The sequence below is a fragment of the Geomicrobium sp. JCM 19038 genome, assembly GCF_000698125.1.
Lineage (GTDB): Bacteria > Bacillota > Bacilli > Bacillales > Marinococcaceae > Geomicrobium_A.
Genome location: NZ_BAXA01000001.1, coordinates 449,779 through 467,790, shown reverse-complemented (window position 1 = coordinate 467,790; position 18,012 = coordinate 449,779). Strand labels below are relative to the sequence as shown.

At 41.7% G+C, this 18,012-nt stretch carries 18 protein-coding genes and 3 pseudogenes; 8 read left to right on the top strand and 13 right to left on the bottom strand.

What is annotated here, in order from left to right; genetic code table 11:
• Positions 1-138: 138 nt before the first annotated feature.
• From JCM19038_RS20315 to JCM19038_RS22575, 5 genes and pseudogenes are all read right to left on the bottom strand, one after another.
• Complete coding sequence (locus JCM19038_RS20315) at positions 139-321, bottom strand: hypothetical protein (RefSeq protein WP_052360974.1); 183 nt, start codon at positions 319-321, stop codon at positions 139-141.
• Positions 291-1,406 (bottom strand): ribonuclease H-like domain-containing protein, encoded by a 1,116-nt coding sequence (locus JCM19038_RS02435; RefSeq protein WP_052360970.1) that lies wholly within the window; start codon positions 1,404-1,406, stop codon positions 291-293. Before JCM19038_RS02435 ends, JCM19038_RS20315 begins: the two co-directional genes overlap by 31 nt.
• Positions 1,379-3,636, bottom strand: a pseudogene (locus tag JCM19038_RS02430) (DEAD/DEAH box helicase). Before JCM19038_RS02430 ends, JCM19038_RS02435 begins: the two are co-directional and overlap by 28 nt.
• 54 nt (positions 3,637-3,690) lie before the next feature.
• Positions 3,691-5,436 carry an aminodeoxychorismate synthase component I gene (gene pabB, locus JCM19038_RS02425; protein ID WP_052360968.1) on the bottom strand — a complete coding sequence of 582 codons (1,746 nt, stop codon included), beginning with the start codon at positions 5,434-5,436 and terminating at the stop codon, positions 3,691-3,693.
• 91 nt (positions 5,437-5,527) lie between these two features.
• Positions 5,528-5,698: a hypothetical protein gene (locus tag JCM19038_RS22575; protein WP_193745019.1), complete on the bottom strand. Its 171-nt coding sequence runs from the start codon at positions 5,696-5,698 to the stop codon at positions 5,528-5,530.
• Positions 5,699-6,023: 325 nt separating this feature from the next.
• On the opposite strand from JCM19038_RS22575, the pseudogene kynU reads away from it, so the two are divergent.
• From kynU to JCM19038_RS02405, 4 genes and pseudogenes are all read left to right on the top strand, one after another.
• A pseudogene (kynU, locus tag JCM19038_RS02420) lies at positions 6,024-7,297 on the top strand (kynureninase).
• Positions 7,294-7,938, top strand: a complete 645-nt coding sequence (kynB, locus tag JCM19038_RS02415) for an arylformamidase (protein ID WP_042414083.1) — start codon at positions 7,294-7,296, stop codon at positions 7,936-7,938. Before kynU ends, kynB begins: the two are co-directional and overlap by 4 nt.
• Positions 7,928-8,776: a tryptophan 2,3-dioxygenase gene (gene kynA / locus JCM19038_RS02410; protein ID WP_042414081.1), complete on the top strand. Its 849-nt coding sequence runs from the start codon at positions 7,928-7,930 to the stop codon at positions 8,774-8,776. The genes kynB and kynA overlap by 11 nt, the downstream gene beginning before the upstream one ends.
• A gap of 82 nt (positions 8,777-8,858) precedes the next feature.
• On the top strand, positions 8,859-9,821 hold the full coding sequence (locus JCM19038_RS02405) for an MBL fold metallo-hydrolase (RefSeq protein ID WP_042414078.1): 963 nt from the start codon (positions 8,859-8,861) through the stop codon (positions 9,819-9,821).
• Here JCM19038_RS02405 and recQ read toward each other — a convergent pair.
• On the bottom strand, positions 9,784-11,583 hold the full coding sequence (gene recQ / locus JCM19038_RS02400) for a DNA helicase RecQ (RefSeq protein ID WP_042414343.1): 1,800 nt from the start codon (positions 11,581-11,583) through the stop codon (positions 9,784-9,786). The genes JCM19038_RS02405 and recQ overlap by 38 nt on opposite strands.
• 129 nt (positions 11,584-11,712) lie before the next feature.
• Here recQ and JCM19038_RS02395 point away from each other — a divergent pair, with 129 nt between their 5' ends.
• Entirely contained in the window at positions 11,713-12,555 is an 843-nt protein-coding gene (locus JCM19038_RS02395) for an SDR family oxidoreductase (protein ID WP_042414075.1), read from the top strand.
• Positions 12,556-12,747: 192 nt separating this feature from the next.
• Here the strand turns inward: JCM19038_RS02395 and JCM19038_RS02390 are convergent, their stop codons facing one another.
• The 5 genes from JCM19038_RS02390 to JCM19038_RS02370 form a co-directional block, all read right to left on the bottom strand.
• Positions 12,748-13,023 (bottom strand): hypothetical protein, encoded by a 276-nt coding sequence (locus tag JCM19038_RS02390; protein ID WP_042414073.1) that lies wholly within the window; start codon positions 13,021-13,023, stop codon positions 12,748-12,750.
• 22 nt (positions 13,024-13,045) lie between these two features.
• A complete protein-coding gene (locus tag JCM19038_RS02385) occupies positions 13,046-13,423 on the bottom strand; it encodes a hypothetical protein (protein ID WP_042414069.1) in 378 nt (125 codons plus the stop codon).
• Between the two features lie 113 nt (positions 13,424-13,536).
• Positions 13,537-13,728, bottom strand: a complete 192-nt coding sequence (locus JCM19038_RS02380; RefSeq protein ID WP_042414066.1) for a hypothetical protein — start codon at positions 13,726-13,728, stop codon at positions 13,537-13,539.
• 34 nt (positions 13,729-13,762) lie between these two features.
• Positions 13,763-14,029, bottom strand: a complete 267-nt coding sequence (locus JCM19038_RS02375; RefSeq protein ID WP_042414064.1) for a hypothetical protein — start codon at positions 14,027-14,029, stop codon at positions 13,763-13,765.
• Positions 14,030-14,145: 116 nt separating this feature from the next.
• The gene (locus JCM19038_RS02370; protein WP_042414061.1) at positions 14,146-14,655 is read right to left on the bottom strand and encodes a hypothetical protein; all 510 of its coding nucleotides are present in this window, start codon (positions 14,653-14,655) and stop codon (positions 14,146-14,148) included.
• 136 nt (positions 14,656-14,791) lie between these two features.
• Here JCM19038_RS02370 and JCM19038_RS02365 point away from each other — a divergent pair, with 136 nt between their 5' ends.
• The 3 genes and pseudogenes from JCM19038_RS02365 to JCM19038_RS23265 all read left to right on the top strand — a co-directional run bounded on the left by JCM19038_RS02365 (position 14,792) and on the right by JCM19038_RS23265 (position 16,509).
• On the top strand, positions 14,792-15,241 hold the full coding sequence (locus JCM19038_RS02365; protein ID WP_052360966.1) for a TetR/AcrR family transcriptional regulator: 450 nt from the start codon (positions 14,792-14,794) through the stop codon (positions 15,239-15,241).
• 12 nt (positions 15,242-15,253) lie between these two features.
• A pseudogene (locus JCM19038_RS24800) lies at positions 15,254-15,697 on the top strand (hypothetical protein); the annotation flags it as partial.
• A 116-nt stretch (positions 15,698-15,813) separates the two neighbouring features.
• A complete protein-coding gene (locus tag JCM19038_RS23265) occupies positions 15,814-16,509 on the top strand; it encodes a hypothetical protein (RefSeq protein ID WP_373902247.1) in 696 nt (231 codons plus the stop codon).
• A gap of 51 nt (positions 16,510-16,560) precedes the next feature.
• Here JCM19038_RS23265 and JCM19038_RS02355 read toward each other — a convergent pair whose 3' ends face one another.
• Together JCM19038_RS02355 and JCM19038_RS02350 are read right to left on the bottom strand one after the other, a co-directional pair.
• On the bottom strand, positions 16,561-17,727 hold the full coding sequence (locus JCM19038_RS02355; RefSeq protein WP_042360031.1) for a UxaA family hydrolase: 1,167 nt from the start codon (positions 17,725-17,727) through the stop codon (positions 16,561-16,563).
• A complete protein-coding gene (locus tag JCM19038_RS02350) occupies positions 17,693-18,010 on the bottom strand; it encodes a UxaA family hydrolase (protein WP_042414059.1) in 318 nt (105 codons plus the stop codon). The genes JCM19038_RS02355 and JCM19038_RS02350 overlap by 35 nt, the downstream gene beginning before the upstream one ends.
• Positions 18,011-18,012: the final 2 nt, after the last annotated feature.

The window sequence follows — 18,012 nt, the reverse complement described above, 5'->3', positions numbered from 1 at the left end:
TCACTATTACAATATGTAAAAGAGGAGGCGAGCGATATCGTGCAAGTACCTATTTTAGTAGGATTGGGCAAATCCATGTCGAATTTACGTAGCAGAAACGTAGGAAAATGGCGGATTTTGCGCTTCCCCGGGAAATAATTAGTCGCTAGCATTTCCTATTTTCCGAATTAAGCGCTCTGAACGATACGACCACTTTTCTCGTTCACGATCGTTTAGCGTGTTCACATGCATCACACGTTCACAAAGAGCAAGCGCTTTATGATAATTACGTAACTCGTGCTCATAGTAAATCACAACGGCTTCTGCTGCTTCTGTATGCACGTTGCCTCATTACTTTCGAGTAGCTGAAGAAATAAAGAGTGGCTTTCTGTAGCGTTTCCAGTTTTCTTTAGAAGTGACGCGAGTTCAAACAGCGATAAACGATAAAACTCATTCGTCTCATTTGTTATTTCACGAAATCTATGAATGGCCTCATCCACATAACCTAAATGCTTCCACCAACGAGCAACTTCATACCGCTCACCGTTTGAAAACCCACCTGATAGCACCCGATCAGATAATTCCACGTACAGTTGAAATAACGAAACAATGTCTTGCTCGTTGTGTTCGAATACTCCTTTTACATAATCGGGATCATTTTCCGTCATATAATCTTGATAAAGCATTGGAGCGAGATAACCAGGTGTATCTTCTGTACGCTCTAAATTCAAGATGTCTTGTTCGACTTGTGATAAACGACAAGACTCTAAATCGTGTTTGAATAACCTTCTTGCGGCATGCAACAAATCAAAGTGGCCAAACTCCGGAAGTTTTGGCAACTGTTCACGCAAAAGAGTATGCCTCGTCTTCACTTGTGGCCAATCAAATGCTTTTCCATTGTATGTGACGAGCGCATCAAGGTTGTGTACTTGTTGTAAAAAGTACGTGTAAAACGCAAGCTCATGTTCAGGGCCTGGCAAGAAATATTGATCAACAATCACTTCTTGATCGACGATTCTTCCAGTCCCAATCATGAAAATCATATTCCCAGCCCCGTGGCTAAGCCCCGTCGTTTCCGTATCGAAAAACAATAAATCCGTTGGACGAGTCGTTTCATTAGGAGCGAGCGGATGAATATCGGCTCCTTTTAAACGCCATTGATCGAATGTTTGTTGTAACGCACCGTGTTGTTTGAATACATCGTTCAATTTGTATCGTCTCGTTCGATGGACAATGATGCCTTCGTCTAAATGAACGACTTTGCTATCGAATGCTTCCCATGCTTTTGTTTGCGTGAAATCAGAGGTTGGTTCTTCCGTTTTTACCGGAACATCCATCACCTCACGCGTCTCAAGGTGAGGCTGCATTCGCTTTAGTTTCTTCTTAAAGTCCATCTCGATCACCGACCCAAAAGCGATTGAACCCATCGCATCACATCTTGTTTCAAACCTTCTTCTGAACCTTCACCAATACAAGATGGGCATCCATCTTCGCATGGACACTGCGCCATCATTTGCTGTGAACGCTCTAGCAGTTCAGCTTTACGACCATACAGCTTTTCGGCAAGTCCAATTCCACCTGGATAATGATCATATAAAAAGATTGCAGATTTCTCCGAGTGATCGGCTTTAATTTGCACAGCTGTGTGCAAGTCATTGCGATCACTCATCGTCATAACAGCACCGATATGGTGCATTAAATGACTAAGTGAAACGAGCATTTTCTCAAAACGATTGCGCCCGTAAAATAACAGGTCCGCCTCTTCAAAATCAAGCCACATTCCAGCCGTATGAAGCTCTTCTTGAGGCAAATGAATTGGACCTGATCCGATATTTTCATATGTTGACAGCTTCATCTTTTTGAAGATTGACGGCATAATTGTAACTGCCACATCCCCAAACGAAGCACTATACTTCTTCTCATCCGCTGTATGATCTGCTTCAATGACGAACAACTTCACGTTTAAGTTCGCGTCGGTAAAATATTCCACGTCGACAGCTTTAACGTAAGCTTTCTTCTCTTCCCAATCCAATTGTTCGACTTGGAACTGTTGCCCTTGATGTAAGTAAATCGCCTCTTCATGAAGTAACGTCATCGCACTAAACCGGTCCATTTCTCCAATTACTCTCGTTTTTGCCGTCTCAGATTGGTCAATAATTACGACGTTTTCTTGCGATGCTGAACGCAGACTAATGTTGTGAGCAGGAAATGCTTGACTCATCCAATACCATTTGTCTTTTCGCAAATGCACGATCTGCTGATCTGATAAATACCCCATAATATCATTAATATCGATTTCACCAAACGTATCCGTCACGTTAAATGGCAATTCATAAGCTGCACATTTCGCGTGATCCATTAGAATCATCACATTGTTCGGTTCAATTCGTGCTTCTTCTGCTTCACTACGGAGCACGTAATCTGGGTCATTCATCACATATTGATCCATCGGTGCAGAACCTGCGACTAAAATAACGAGTGATTCATCTTGTCTTCGCCCTGCTCGTCCAGCTTGTTGCCATAAACTTGAGATGGAGCCTGGATAACCTGTTAGAACACACACTTGCAGTTGGCCAATGTCCATCCCTAACTCTAACGCATTTGTACTAACGACTCCGCGCACCTCTCCGTTTCGCAAGCCTTTTTCAATGGCACGACGTTCACTCGGCAAATAGCCACCCCGATAAGCTCGAATTGAAGCTGGACCATACTCCTTGTTCATCATTGATTGCAAATCACTGTAAATCACTTCAACACGTACACGACTTTTGCAAAAACGATCAATTGCGCATTCGCTTCAAGCACTTGCCTTGCAATCGTTCGCACTTCTTTGGATGCACTTTGACGGATGTTTAATGATGGATTTACAACAGGGGGATTATAAAAAGCAAGGTGCTTCTTCCCGCTAGGCGCACCATTGTTATTGATAAGTGAAAAGGACTGTTCCGTTAACTGTTCTGCCAGTTCTTTAGGGTTACGAATTGTTGCCGATGTGCAAATGAACTGTGGTTCGCTTCCGTAATACCGAGCCAAGCGGACTAATCGCCGAATCACATTTGCAACATGGCTACCAAACACACCGCGGTACATGTGCAATTCGTCGATTACGATGTATCGTAGCTTTTCAAACAGGGATACCCACTTCGTATGATGAGGCAAAATTGAAGAATGCAACATATCCGGATTTGTCATGACAACGTGTCCTGCTTGTCGAATTTTTTGCCGAATGGCAGGGGCGGTATCCCCATCATACGTGTAGCTATTTACATCCAATCCTGATGCTTCAATCCACTCTGCCAGTTCACTTTTTTGGTCTTGGGCCAAAGCTTTTGTTGGAAATAAATAAAGCGCTCTTGCGTCTGGCTCTTGTGCGATCGTTTGTAAGACCGGCAAGTTATAACAGAGCGTTTTACCAGATGCAGTTGGTGTTACCGTAACAATGTTCTCTCCAAGAAACACATTGTCGTAAGCGGAACGCTGGTGCGTATAAAGCTGATCAATTCCACGCTTAACAAACACATCACGCAAGCGTCGATCAAGAGATTTGGGCATTGCAGCATAATATGCTTTTCGTTCCGGGAGTGTATGCCAATGAGCAATATGCTCGTTTTGTCTTAAATCATAAATAAATTGTTGGAGGTTCGGTTTATCAAACATCTGACGACGCCCCCTTTCATGCAAAGTATATCATACAAGAACGTATGTTTGATCTCAATTTATAAATTGAACATGAACCCATTCTCGCACGCTGTTAATTAACCAAATGCGATTTGCACATTTCACATCTTCTTTCGTTAAGATTTTCTCTGAAATTGCGCCTTCGCGTAGAAGCTGCTCTCGAAAAACTCCTGGTAAAAGACCTGATTCAACTGGGGGTGTGAACAAAATCCCATCACGTTCAATGACCAGATTACCGATAGTAAATTCAGTAACCTCATCTCTTTCATTAAACAGCAGCACATCAAATACGTCTGGATGTTCATTTTTATGCTGCTCGTAAAGTCCCCTCGCTGTCGTCTTTATTTTTAAAAATGGGTTGGTAGAGTCGACTGGATGTGAGGCAAACTGCACCGGTTGTGGTTGTGTCATCGGTTCAATACGTTGAGACGTAACCGTGATTTTTGAGCCTAACACAACCCGGAGCTTATACAGCGACTCACTTGGCAGCTTTTCGATTTCTTTAGTGACTTGGTAGCGGATGTTGTGTTCATCGAAGGCTATGCCGAGTTTCATTGCTGAATCATGTAACCTTTGTAAGTGAAGGTCCATATTGCTCGTCTGCCCATTTCGTACACCGATGCTTTCTAAAAGCTCCACATTCGAACTGTGATCAGTAACAATTTTTGCTTTTAGCAACGCTTCTTCATATTCACCAGCTGTCGTTGAGTCCCAAGTCACCCCGCCACCAATTCCGTACGTAATGTGGTCATCGTTAACGGTCGCAGTTCGAATCGCCACGTTAAAGCATCCATCACCTGTTGGAGAAAAGTAACCGATTGATCCGCAATAAATCCCGCGAGTAGATGATTCTAACTGAGCGATAATTTTCATCGTTTCTTTCTTTGGGGCACCAGTAATCGACCCACAAGGAAACAGAGATCGTAACACTTTTGCTGCTGTTGTTTGATCATCGGTTTGTGCAGTAATTGTAGAAGTCATTTGCCATACAGTTGGATACGGTTCAACTGTAAACAATTCATCAACAGAAACAGAGCCAATCTCTGCAATTTGCCCTAAATCATTTCGCAGCAGATCTACAATCATGACATTTTCTGCTTGATCTTTTTCAGATGTGTGTAGCTGTTGCTTTAATTGCTCATCTTCGTCTTTCGTCACTCCCCGACGAATTGTTCCTTTCATCGGCTTGGTCGTTAGTTTTGTGCCCTCTTTTTTGAAGAATAGCTCAGGAGATAACGAGAGGATTTGGCGTTTACCATCATGAACGTACGCACTGTAAGGTGCTCGTTGTTTCGTTTTTAGCACTTCATAATAAGAATATGCTGAACCAAGAAAGCGACTACGTAACCGCATCGTGTAGTTCACTTGATACGTGTTCCCTAGAGAGATATGATCTTTCACCTTCGCGATGGCTTGCGTATACACCGCGCGCGAGCTTTCTTGTTCCCACCCCGTGACGTGATACGGTTCGTTAGTTGTTTCAGCCTTTTGGTATGACTTCGGTTTATCGTAAATACCAAACCAAATTAATGGATCAGATTCGTCACGCACAAGATCGTTAATAGGTAGTTCCTTACCTAAGTATGAGCCGGCTTCATAGGTTATATATCCAGCGGCATAATAGCCGTTATTCGTCCAGTTTTCAATTTCTTGAAGGCATGTCAAAACTTCAGTACCTTCTGTTGTCGACACGATTGCTACAGGGTTCGTAAATTCCATCGTTTGCTCGTGTTCTTCGGTGAACTCTATTTTCACCATATGGTGCTGATCATTTGTCACAGTACTTCATCCTTACTCCATGAATTCCTTGCTCCATTTTAAGCGATTTATCGTTTTACGTATAGAAAAAGACGCTTCGTAGTTCGAAGCGTCAGGAAGATTTCTTATGTTTTTCAACGATGGTGTAAGGTCGCTGGACATTTAGACGTTCATGAAACAACTTGTGAACCCCTTCGTCATCCATAGTTTCTAGAAATTTCTTTGGAACGCCGCACAAATCAGCCAACAGACAAATCATCTCTGACTTAGAAAACTTTGCCATGGTCTCGTCCCCCTAAAAATATACACCGCCTAATCTAATCATACGCATAAGACCAAAAAACATTCTACAAAATGTTAAATATTTTCTGAAATTAGCCCCATAATTTAACACGTATCCAATTCGGTACATCACCGAGATAATGCGTTAATGTTATGAACAGAAACCTTTAGCTCGTAATTGTAGTTTGTCTTCACGTTAACTTACAAGGCTTTAGCTTAGCTAAGATACTCTTTACTTCTCAAGTTCTGGTGTTTTTTGCAATGTTCTCTAGCATTCCGTTTAAAATCATACTACGATAATAATATCAAGAAAGGATGAAGTAGCTATGACAGCATTCACGTTACAAGATGCGAAAAATCGCGATCGCCAAGATTCTGTCGGATCAAAACGCGATTTGTTCTATATTGATGATTCTAAAGTATATATGGACGGAAATTCTCTAGGTCTGCTTTCTCGTCCAGCTGAACAAAAAGTATTAGAACTGTTAGAAAGTTGGAAAACCTATGCGATTGATGGGTGGACATCTGGAGATCATTCTTGGTTTTATTTAAGCGAAAAACTCGGTCGCGATACCGCCCCATTAGTTGGCGCAAAACCTGAGGAAGTCATTGTTACCGGTTCAACAACGGTAAATTTACATCAACTTGTTGCGAGTTTCTTTCAACCTAAAAATAATCGTACTAAAATTCTGGCGGATCAGTTAAATTTCCCAAGTGACATTTACGCACTGCAAAGTCAGCTAAAGTTAAAAGGACTTGACCCTTCAACACACCTCGTTCAAGTAAACTCTAAAGATGGCCTGACACTCGCGACAGAAGACTTAATTCAAGCAATGACCGATGATATTGCGCTAATCGTATTACCTTCTGTTCTCTACCGAAGTGGTCAAGTGCTTGATATGGATGCATTAACGAAAGCTGCGCATGAACGGGGAATCCTTATTGGATTTGATTTATGCCATTCGATCGGTGCCACTGTGCATCAGCTTCACGATTGGGGCGTAGATTTTGCCTTTTGGTGTAACTACAAATACTTGAATGCTGGCCCAGGAAGTACTGGTGGATTGTTCGTTCATGAAAAGCATTTTGGAACGAATCCTGGACTTGCGGCTGGTTTGCATCGGACAAAACGAAACAATTTGATATGAATCATGAACCAGTGTTTGCAGAAGATGCAGGGGCTTTTCAAATCGGAACACCACACATTTTGAGCACAGCTCCATTGATCGCTAGCCTTGAAATGTTTAATGAAGTAGGCATCGCATCTCTTCGAGAACGATCTTTGCGTATGACCGATTACTTTATGAACTTGATTGATCATGAATTGACGAACGATCACTTCTCGATAAGTAACCCCAGGGATGCAAAGTCCCGAGGCGGACACCTTTATCTTGAGCATGAAGAAGCCGTACGAATTGCAAAAGCATTAAAAGCTGAAGGAATCATTCCAGATTTACGTCCTCCAAATGGGATCCGTCTTGCTCCGGTGCCGCTTTATAATACGTACGAAGATATTTTTATTACCGTGCAGCGGTTAAAAGCAATTATGAGCGAACGTAAATATGAGCGCTTCAACTCAACGAGGGAGGTCGTTTCTTGAAAATTATCGACATTAGTCAGCCGTTTTCCAAGACACTCGCCCACTGGCCAGGTGATACTCCGTTTCGGTATGAAACGGTCTACACGAAAGCAGAAACCGGCTCCGTTAATATCGGAAAAATCGAAACAAGTCTCCATAGTGGAACGCACGTAGATGCTCCATTTCATGTCGATCATAAAGGGATGACAATTGATCAACTTCCCCTTGAACCTTTCATTGGCAATGCGGTGGTGATTGACGTTTCAAACGAGAAAACGATTCACCCTTCTGCTTTTGAGAACATCGATGCACGTCGAGTGTTACTAAAAACAAATACACCGAACAATCCTGAACACTTCCCAACTGCCGTTGCAACGCTAACAAGAGAAGCCGTTCAGAAGCTCTCAATGCAAGGAGTCAAGCTAATCGGTGTTGATGTCCCTTCCGTTGATGCATTGGATAGCAAAGATATGGCAATTCATCATGAAATCCATAAGCACGGAATGTTTATTTTAGAAAACATTATGTTGGACCATGTTCAGTCGGGGAACTATTTCCTTTCTGCATTACCATTACACTTGCATGGTGCCGATGGGTCACCTGTGCGAGCAGTGTTAATGCATGATAATCACGAAATCAAGGAGGAAACGCATGAATTCTAAAAAACATCCAAAGGCATTTGAAAACGAATCGTCCATTCATACAGACTTCAAAGAGAACATGACGTATAGTGATTATTTATCCCTCGATTCAATTTTATCGAGTCAACAACGTCCGTCTAATCACCATGATGAGATGCTCTTTATCGTGATTCATCAAGTCAGTGAATTATGGATGAAGTTGATTATTCATGAACTAAAAGCCGCAACGACAGCAATCTCGAATGGTGAGTTATCATCCGCATTTAAAATGCTCGCACGTGTTTCAAAGATTCAATCACAAATTATTCAAGGCTGGGACGTGTTAGCTACACTTACACCTTCTGAATACATTGAATTTCGTGATTCGCTTGGAAAGGCGTCAGGGTTTCAATCGTATCAATACCGCTTAATTGAATTTGCACTCGGGTATAAAACGAAGCACAGTTTAGAAATTTATAAGCATGATGAAGCAATTTATGAACAACTACAAAAGGCATTAACTGCGCCTAGCATTTATGATGCATCAATTGCAGCGCTTCATAACGCAGGCTTTTCGATTGACCAAGAGGTTCTTGAACGGGATCTCACAAAGCCGTATGAAACCAATGAAAGTGTGAAACTTGCTTGGAAAAACGTCTATGAGAATGTTGATGAACATTGGGAGTTGTATGAGCTAGCAGAAAAACTCGTGGATATTGAAGACTGGTTCCAACAGTGGCGTTTTCGTCATATGAAGACCGTCGAACGCATTATCGGTTTTAAGCAAGGAACGGGTGGATCGTCTGGAGTTAGTTACTTAAAACGAGTCATTGACCATTATTTTTTCCCAGAACTTTGGGCAATTCGCACACTATTGTGAGCCAATGGGGATTCTTCATTGGATCCCCTTTCCATTCGTCAGTATAATACAGATATAGAGATTAGACAGGGGGACATCGGAGATGGAAACAATTAATACGTTGAAAATTGGATCAATTGAAGTCATACCAGGTGAAAAAGGCAGCCGAGTGCCCTTTTCAACGACGATTGCAGTAATTGATGATCAAAAACGAGCAACGCTCATCGATGCTGGAGCTGGAAAACGAGCATTCCAATACATAAATGAACAGTATGAAGTGGAAGACATTTTACTTACGCACTTTCATATCGACCACACGTGGGGTATTCCATACTTTAAAGATGCGAATGTAAAAGTGAATTGGTTGGATCATAAGAAAATGGTATCAATTGAAGAGTTAATGAAAACGGGCGGTAATTATGCGATTTACGGGGCTTCCGGAATTAAAGCGATGATTGAAACGCCTGATGTAAAACGGTTTGAAAAAATCATCGACCGTCAAAAGCACGTGTACCCTTACGATGAAACGTTCAACGTATCTGGTACACGAGTAGAAATGATCCACACACCAGGTCACTGTGAGAGCTTTTGCTGTCCTTACTTTCCTGATGAAGGGGTTATTGTTGTTGGAGATTATGACCTTACATCTTTTGGCCCATGGTACAACAATGCCGACTCAAACATCGATGAAATGCTTGAATCGGCAGATAAAACACTTGCAGTAAATGCAGAGCACTTTGTCACCCTTCATCATAAAGGGGTTTTTACGAGAAAAGAATACGAAGAGCAACTCGAAGCATACATGAACATCATTTTCAAACGCGAGAAAAAGCTAAAACAACTCATTGATGACGGTGTGCCAACAACAGACATTCATTATCAAGAGCTGTTTTACCGTCGCAAGAACTTGGACCAAGCGCCTTCACTCATTGGGTTTGAAAAAATCGGTATTGCAAAGCATCTAGAACGTTTGCAAAACCTTTATCCGGTATATAAAGAGTACTATGAACAATTTGTTCAAGAAGAGTTTAAAGCACCGGAGTTTGTTCATTACTCCCACCGTTAGCTTCAGCTCGTAGTACATGCAGGAACGCTTCGCCGTATACATCGTACTTGTGTTCACCGACACCTTTGACTTGAAGCATTTGTTGCTTCGTTTCAGGCTTTTGAGAACTCATTTCTCGTAACGTTTGGTCTGAGAAAACCATGTATGGTGCAACTTCATGTTCTTTCGCTAATTGCGTGCGGATCTGCCGCAGTTGCTGGAATAACGGATCATCATTTGAAACGGTTCTTTCTGTAAGGACCGTTTCTTTTTTGAGGATCTTTTCTTCACCTCGTAGAACTGCAGCCGATAGATCGGTTAATGCAACGACAGGAAACTGTCCATCTCCGCTCGATAAATAACGATGGGCAATTAAAAAGTCGATAAACGCAACTACATCTTTTTGCTTCTTGCCTTTCATAATTCCGTACGTCGTAATCCGATCCAACTTAAAGTCTCTGATTTTCTGATTGGCAGAACCTGTTAACACTTGGGCGACGATCGTTTTCCCGTAGCGTTCTCTCATTCGTCTCACACATGAGAGAACCATTTGTCCGTCGCGAGTTACATCAACGACTTGTCGATCGTCTTTGCAATGCAAGCAGCGACCGCAATCTGAGGCCTGTTCATCACCAAAGTAATCAAGAATATAGCGCTCGAGACATTGCTCGGTGTGACAGAAATTGACCATCGATCTCAATTTCTGAAACTCTGCTTTTTTACGTTCTTCGCTATATTGCGTTTGTTCAAGAAGAAATTGTTGTACTTGAATGTCTTGAGAGGAGAACAATAAAATGCACTCACTCATTTCGCCATCTCGCCCTGCTCGTCCAGCTTCTTGATAGTAAGCTTCCATCGTCCTTGGCATTTGTGCATGGATAATGTAACGGACGTTACTTTTGTTAATCCCCATACCAAAGGCATTTGTTGCGACAATCACACTTACTTCATCGTAAACGAAGTCTTCTTGATGACGCGCACGCTCTTCACTCGACATTCCACCATGATAAATGCCTGCAGAAATGAATTTCTTTTGAAGCATGTTCTGAATGCGTTCAGCTTCCTTACGGGTACTAGTATAAATAATCCCTGACTCTTCTTTGTTTTGTTTTATATAATCAACGATAAATCGATCGGTGTCTTGTCCTTTATGAACAGAAAAAATAAGATTCTCACGAGCAAATCCCGTTTTTATTAAGCGCTCTGATGGAATGGACAGTAACTCACAAACGTCTTCAGCCACTTCAGGAGTCGCCGTCGCCGTCAAAGCAAGCACTACCGGTCGCTCTTCAAACCGATGAATAAACGTCGGAATGTCTAAGTAACTTGGCCTAAAATCATGTCCCCATTGCGAAAGACAATGGGCCTCGTCCACTGCAATCATATCTACTTTTGTATATTGAATCATCTGTTGGAATGTTGAACTAAGGAGACGTTCAGGTGCCACATAAAGTAATCGATACTCTCCTGCGTACAATCGTTGTATTCTTGCATTTGTCTCTTCATGAGAAAGCGTACTGTTAATATATGTTGCGCGAATTCCATTTTCTTGGAGTTCATCGACTTGGTCTTTCATAAGAGAAATTAATGGAGAAATAACAATTGTAATTCCGTCATTCATCAATGACGGAAGCTGATAGCAAATGGATTTCCCGCCACCTGTAGGCATGATTCCCATAACATCTTGACCTTGTAACACATGAGTAAGAATCTTCTCTTGTCCAGGTCGGAACGTTTCATAACCGAAGTAACTATGTAATAGTTGTCTTGCTTTTTCTAACATGAAGTTCATGCCTCCCAAAATGCTACTTCTTTCATCATAAGGTAGCCATCAAGTAAATCGCAACCGTTGTTTCGAGAATGGACGAATAAGGGAATAGTTCGTTATTGATTATTAAATGGAGGGAAAATGATGCGAAGTCAAACAGTCATTGTTACTGGTGCCAATTCAGGCATCGGCAAAGCTACAGCAAAAGCGTTAGCGTCAAAAGGAGCGAATGTCGTCCTTGCGTGTCGAAACGAACGAAGAGGCCACATTGCAAAACAAGAACTACTAGCACAAGTTCCTTATGGCAACTTTACAGTTTTGAAATGCGATTTGAACGATTTAAAACAACTTCATGAGTTTGTTGAAGAAGTTAAGAAAAGGTTCGATTCCCTTGATATCCTTATCAATAATGCCGGTGTTGTTACATTAAAGAATGAAGTTACCGCTCAAGGATTCGAGAAAATGCTTGGCGTCAATCATCTTGGCCACTTTTATTTAACAGAGCAGTTATTGCCACTAATACAACGTAGTAACCGAGGACGGATTATAATCTTATCGTCTGGGGCGTACAAATGGGGAGATTTCGATGAGAGTAATGCGAACTTAACGGAAGAATTCTCGATTGCGAAAGCTTATGGCAGATCTAAATTAGCAAACCTTTGGTACGTCCACGCGCTCAGTGAGCGACTTAAACATTCCCACGTGAACGTTATGGCTGTTCATCCTGGTGCTGTTAGCACATCTCTCGGTGTGGATCGTAGTAGCGGATTTGGTGAAGGGATTCACCGGATGTTACGTCCATTTTTCTTAAGTGCAGAAAAAGGTGCAAGGACGAGTGTTTCTCTCGCATTGCGAGATGATGTCGTCAATGGTGGCTATTACTATAAAGGCAAAGTCAAAACGATCGATGGAATCGCTAAAGATCTCGAGCGAGCGAAGCATTTAGAGCGATGGAGTTACGAGGCGATTGAGCAAGCGTTAAGCTAAACCGAAATGGTTTAGCTTTTTTTCTTCAGCGCTCTTATAAGAAAAATAATGAGTACGATGATTCCAAGGATAAAAGCAATTATCATGATATATGCGAACAATGAGTACAGTATTGACCCAATTTCTATTCCTTCTGATAAAATTTCCATACGAACACCCTTTAATGCGAGTTTTCATGTAACAAAACTATAATCACGCGTCAGATTGATGCTTTTGAAAGATAAGTACACCAAACAATGCGAGTAAACCAACTGTAAATAGAACAATTCCAACGTTAGCAATAGAACGAACAAAGTTCTCAGTTACAAAGGCATAGTCTACGCTCGGTGCTGATCCACCTGCTTGGAATCGTAACCAATGGTCACCTAGAAACGTGCCAATCCGTCCACTTTGAAAAATCATCACACTTCCGAAAATCAGTAGTAAGCTTGCTCTAATAAAAACGTACTGAAAGAAACCCTTTTTCATGAGATCACCACTGCGTTTAAATTCAAGAAAGTTGCCATTTTGATTGAGTAGGAAAATAAATGTGTACATCTTGTTTGTCTTCATATTGATGCTGTTCTGAACTGAAATACTTCACCTTTGTGCACTCTTTCCTATGCGTCCATTCTTCACGTAAGACATAATAACTATCAAGTTGGCCGTCCTGAACTTGCGCAATAATTTCATCTACGATCTGTTCGAAATATGTTACTTGATTTACGTGACGATAGACAAAGCCAAATAAGTGCTCAAGATCGTGAAAATGGAAATGGTCTTTACGAAACGTACTCGCTGTACGAAGTGCAAAGCGAATGTTGCCCGCCAACTCACGGTCTTTCGATAATTCACAATTAACTGTCCCCAACAAATGTAAAGCATTCACGTTAATAGACCTATCCCCCTGTGTGAACTTCTTTTTATATTGGTTATTTTATCATGTTTTTTTGGTTAATTGTAATTTATTAAATAATTCATTTCGTAGAAACTTATTAATTGTTAAGCAGCGTTCTGTTCTCTTTTGTTACGTCGCTCCTTTATCTCCGTATCTAAAAGATGAATAAAGGCAGCCATTGCAAATAAGAATCCGAGATTTACGATTCTATGGAGCCAGTAAGCACCATCAAAAGAATCCATGACGACGTGAATAATAAATGCCATAGAAATAAAATAAACGAGAATAGACTTCAACGAATCACCTCCAACTTTTACTCATCGCACAAGATTACTTATTGTTTGATGCAAACCATTTTTGAAATTTCGTTAATGGATAATACGTTGTACCATCAATGACGATTTTCGGTGCGGTAGGATTGTCATTTAATAGCTCGTTCATGTCAGCTTCATTCAAATGAAAGTACCGATGCAAATGAGTCCGCTCAATTAATTCTTGTTGATCACTGAACGATTTCTTACTTTTGAAACTTTTCCACCCACTCGCTATGAAAAAAGCTAGCAACAATAAACCCACAATAATACCGATAGCATTCATTTTAACGTGCCCCTTCACTTTCTAACCCGATTCATCTAGTTTCACTTTATCATGAAACCCCATGTGGGGACAGTCCCCCATCGCTTTACTGTACGAACGTACAATTCAGTTCTGACTTAGTCATACCCTCCAGTTGCTTCGGGTAAGTTTTGGTATTCGCTTCTTGGTTCAATCATTTCCTGGTGAATGATCTCAACAAGTTCTGCCAGTCGTTCTTCTGGTTCCCCACACATTGCATGGATCCATTCTCTTTCAATTACCTCTCCATTCACCGTCATCGTTAAATGATTTTCATCGTACGGGTGTACACATGTCGTTGTACTAACGTAGCGCGGTGTGTTCAAGATATCAACGCTTCTCATTTGTTCATAAATCACATTCATTTCCTCGTTCGTTAATGCCAACTCCGTCGTCACGTCACCGCCTTCGGCAAGATCTTTCGTATACGTCCCTTCATACGTATTGATTTCATTCGCACCCGTAATTCCATACCACAACGAAAAATCGAAATCCTCAGGTCTTTCTTCTGGTAACGTAGTGATCGTCTCTGAAGTGACTTCAGGTATTTCTTCTTCATTGTTCTCACCACATGCAGTTAATAACAACACTAAGATAAAACCGCTCATCAAATGTCGAATCGCTTCTCACCGTCCTTTTATAAAACAAGTCGCTCTAACGCTTTAAGGGTTACACATTGTTTGTGTTTAGTGAATAAGTATGTTAAAAATATAATGATCGTTCTATTTGTCAGGAGGCGATACGATGAGTAAGAAAAAACAAGATTTAGTCGATCACGCAGAGTCGCTGTTTTACAACTACGGTATTCATGCGATTGGGCTAAAGCGAATCGTTACAGAAGCAAATGTCGCGTTAATGACGATGTACAATCACTTTGAATCAAAAGAAGATCTTGTTCTAGAAGTGTTAAAACAACGGGAAGACCGTTACTTCGATTTATTACGTTCCCACGTAAACACTTCAGACAATCAAGCACTCTCCATTGCACGAGCGCACAGTGAATGGTTACGATCGTCACGTCAGAATGGCTGCATGTTTTGCGAGCAAAAGAAGAGTATTCTGACCCAACCCATCCAATTAACACGTATGTGGTCGCTCATAAAGAAGCGTTACTTGCTTTTGTCAAAAAAGAGAATTTCAATCATGAAGACGCCATGCGCCTCGTACTATTACTCGAAGGTGCGACTTCTTTAGCAGAAGTCGTAGATGTCGATGAAGTCGCAACCCAACTCCAATCAATGGTCACAACTACAATCGGAGAGTAAGTTAACGACTCTTTACGTTAGCTTACTTTTTTTACAACCCTATAATATAATGATCGTTCTATATAAAGGAGTTCCCATAATGAAAATTATTCTACCTGGTATCGCGATGATTGCCGTCGTTTATGCCTTTGCTCGTTTTAGCTTTGGTTTGTTTTTACCAAACATCACGTCTTCAATCAGAATCACTGAAAGTCAGGCGGGCATTGCAAGTTCAGCAGCTTACGTTTCTTACACTCTTGCACTCCTATTCTCCTCATTTTCACTCAAGAAGTTCGGGCAACTGCGTGTCATTCAACTCGCAGGGCTAAGCGCAGTAATCGGCTTAGTAGGCATTGCGTTTTCTTATAACTTCTACGTATTACTCATGAGTACATTTATCGCTGGTATAGGCAGTGGTCTTGCTTCACCAGCATTTAGTCAGGTGGCGACCACTCGTTTACAGGACCAATCAAGGATCGTGCGAATACGTGGATTAATAGCGGTACAAGTTTCGGACTCGTTTTGTCTGGTCCAATTGCGCTCTTATTTACAGAACAGTGGCGTTTTGCATTTATCTTGTTTGCTATCCTTGCGTTCGCTGTGCTGCTTTGGAACACATTCAGCATTCCAAAAACAGCGACCACAAGTAAAACTTCAACGCAGTCGTTATTTAAGTGGTCAGCACTGACTAAAGCTAAACACTTAATCATCGCATCGATTATTATTGGCTTAGGCACAGCAATTTATTGGACCTTTTCTCGTAGTTTCTTAATTGCCGAGCATCAGATGACGACTAACGAGAGCATACTGTTTTGGATCACAATGGGCGCATTTGGAGTGGTTGGTGGGATTGGAGGCATGTTTATTGAAAAACTTGGCCTTGCATTCATCTACCGACTAACGCTTTTAGCATTGTCACTTGCGATCGCTATATTAACACTACCCTCAACGATCGCGATCTATAGTTCAGCCATTGGTTTTGGAATTACGTACATTCTAATTACCGGTATTTTAATTGTCTGGTCTACACGGCTTTTTTCAGTAGCTGCTGTTGGTGTAAGCCTTGCGTTTCTATCGCTTGGAATCGGGCAATCCATCGGTTCAGCAGTTGCAGGTGAATTGATTGTTCAATCGTCTTATACTATGAGCTTTCTACTCTTTGCTTTAATCACTTTCACTGGATTACTCGTACCGATTAGACGATCGCTTGCTAGTTAAAATCAATAAAAAATGAGCATTCCTTTTTAAAGGAGATGCTCATTTTTACGATCAAAAAGTTGGACCAATACGCCAAATTCCAAAATCATGTTGCTTAAAAATTTCAGCTTTTGTACGTTTTCCTGATGCAACCGTTGCAATCTCTTGCATCAGTCTCTCACCCGCTTCTTCTATCGTTTCTTTGCCTTCAATGATTGTTCCTGTGTTCACATCCATGTTATCATTCATCGTTTCAAACATGGACGAGTTCGTAGAAATTTTGATTACCGGTGCGATTGGAGAGCCTGTTGGTGTGCCTCTACCACTTGTAAATAATACAAGTTGCGCTCCTCCTGCTGTCATGCCTGTTAGCTGCTCAATATCATGACCTGGAGTATCCATCCAAACTAAGCCTTTTTCAGATGGTCGTTCTGCATAACTTACGAGCTCATTAAGACGAGAAGAACCAGCTTTTGCTGCTGCCCCGAGTGATTTTTCTTCCAGAGTTGTAAGTCCCCCCTTACGATTACCAGGACTAGGGTTACCTGTGCGAATATCAACACCCATACTGAAGGCGCGATTTTCCATTGCTTCAATCACTTCATACACTCGTTTTGCGACATGATCATCTTTGGCGCGTTCAGCAAGTAAATGCTCGGCACCAATTAACTCCGTCGTTTCTGCTAAGATTGACGTTCCTCCACTTTGTGCAATTCGATCACTCACATATCCGACGGCTGGATTAGCAGAAAGCCCAGAACATGCATCAGAGCCTCCACACTCTGTTCCGACAATTAAATCAGAAAAACGAATGGGCTCTCGCTCAATCATGGATGCATCTTGAACCATTCGTGTGGCGATCTTGGCCGCTTCAGCAGTTGCTTGTAACGTTCCGCTATGATCTTGAATCGACACGAGTTCAACCGGCTTGTCTGTTCGTTTTGCAATCTCCTCGGCTACGCTTCGCCCTTGATGTGTTTCACAGCCAAGCCCCATCACAACAACACCATACACGTTCGGGTTCAGCCCCATACCTACATACGTTCGAAACGTTTGTTCATAGTCTACCCCTACTTGCGCACACCCGTGTTGGTGGACAACAGAGACTGTTCCATCTACGAGTTTTGTCACATTCATTGCCGCTTGAGTGGCGCATACAATCGTAGGCAAAATCAATACGTGATTGCGTATTCCTACTGTCCCATCAGTTCTTTTGTATCCGCTTAGTTTGTAATCCATCGTTTACGTCTCCCCTTCCTCGTTTTCCATCAACGTTATGAACATGCACATGCTCACCTGCTTGGATGTCACATGAAGCGACCCCGATGATCTCTCCGTACTTTATAATATCTGTACCTTCTGTAATTTCTACGATTGCAAACTTATGTCCAAATTCAATCCCATCTACAGTAAGAATCGTGACATCATCGAAACCATCGATTGCAACTTTATCAGAGACATTTAAGGTTGTAATCGCTGTAGCAACGTTATCTATTGGTCGCATTATGACGTGTGTTCGCATCG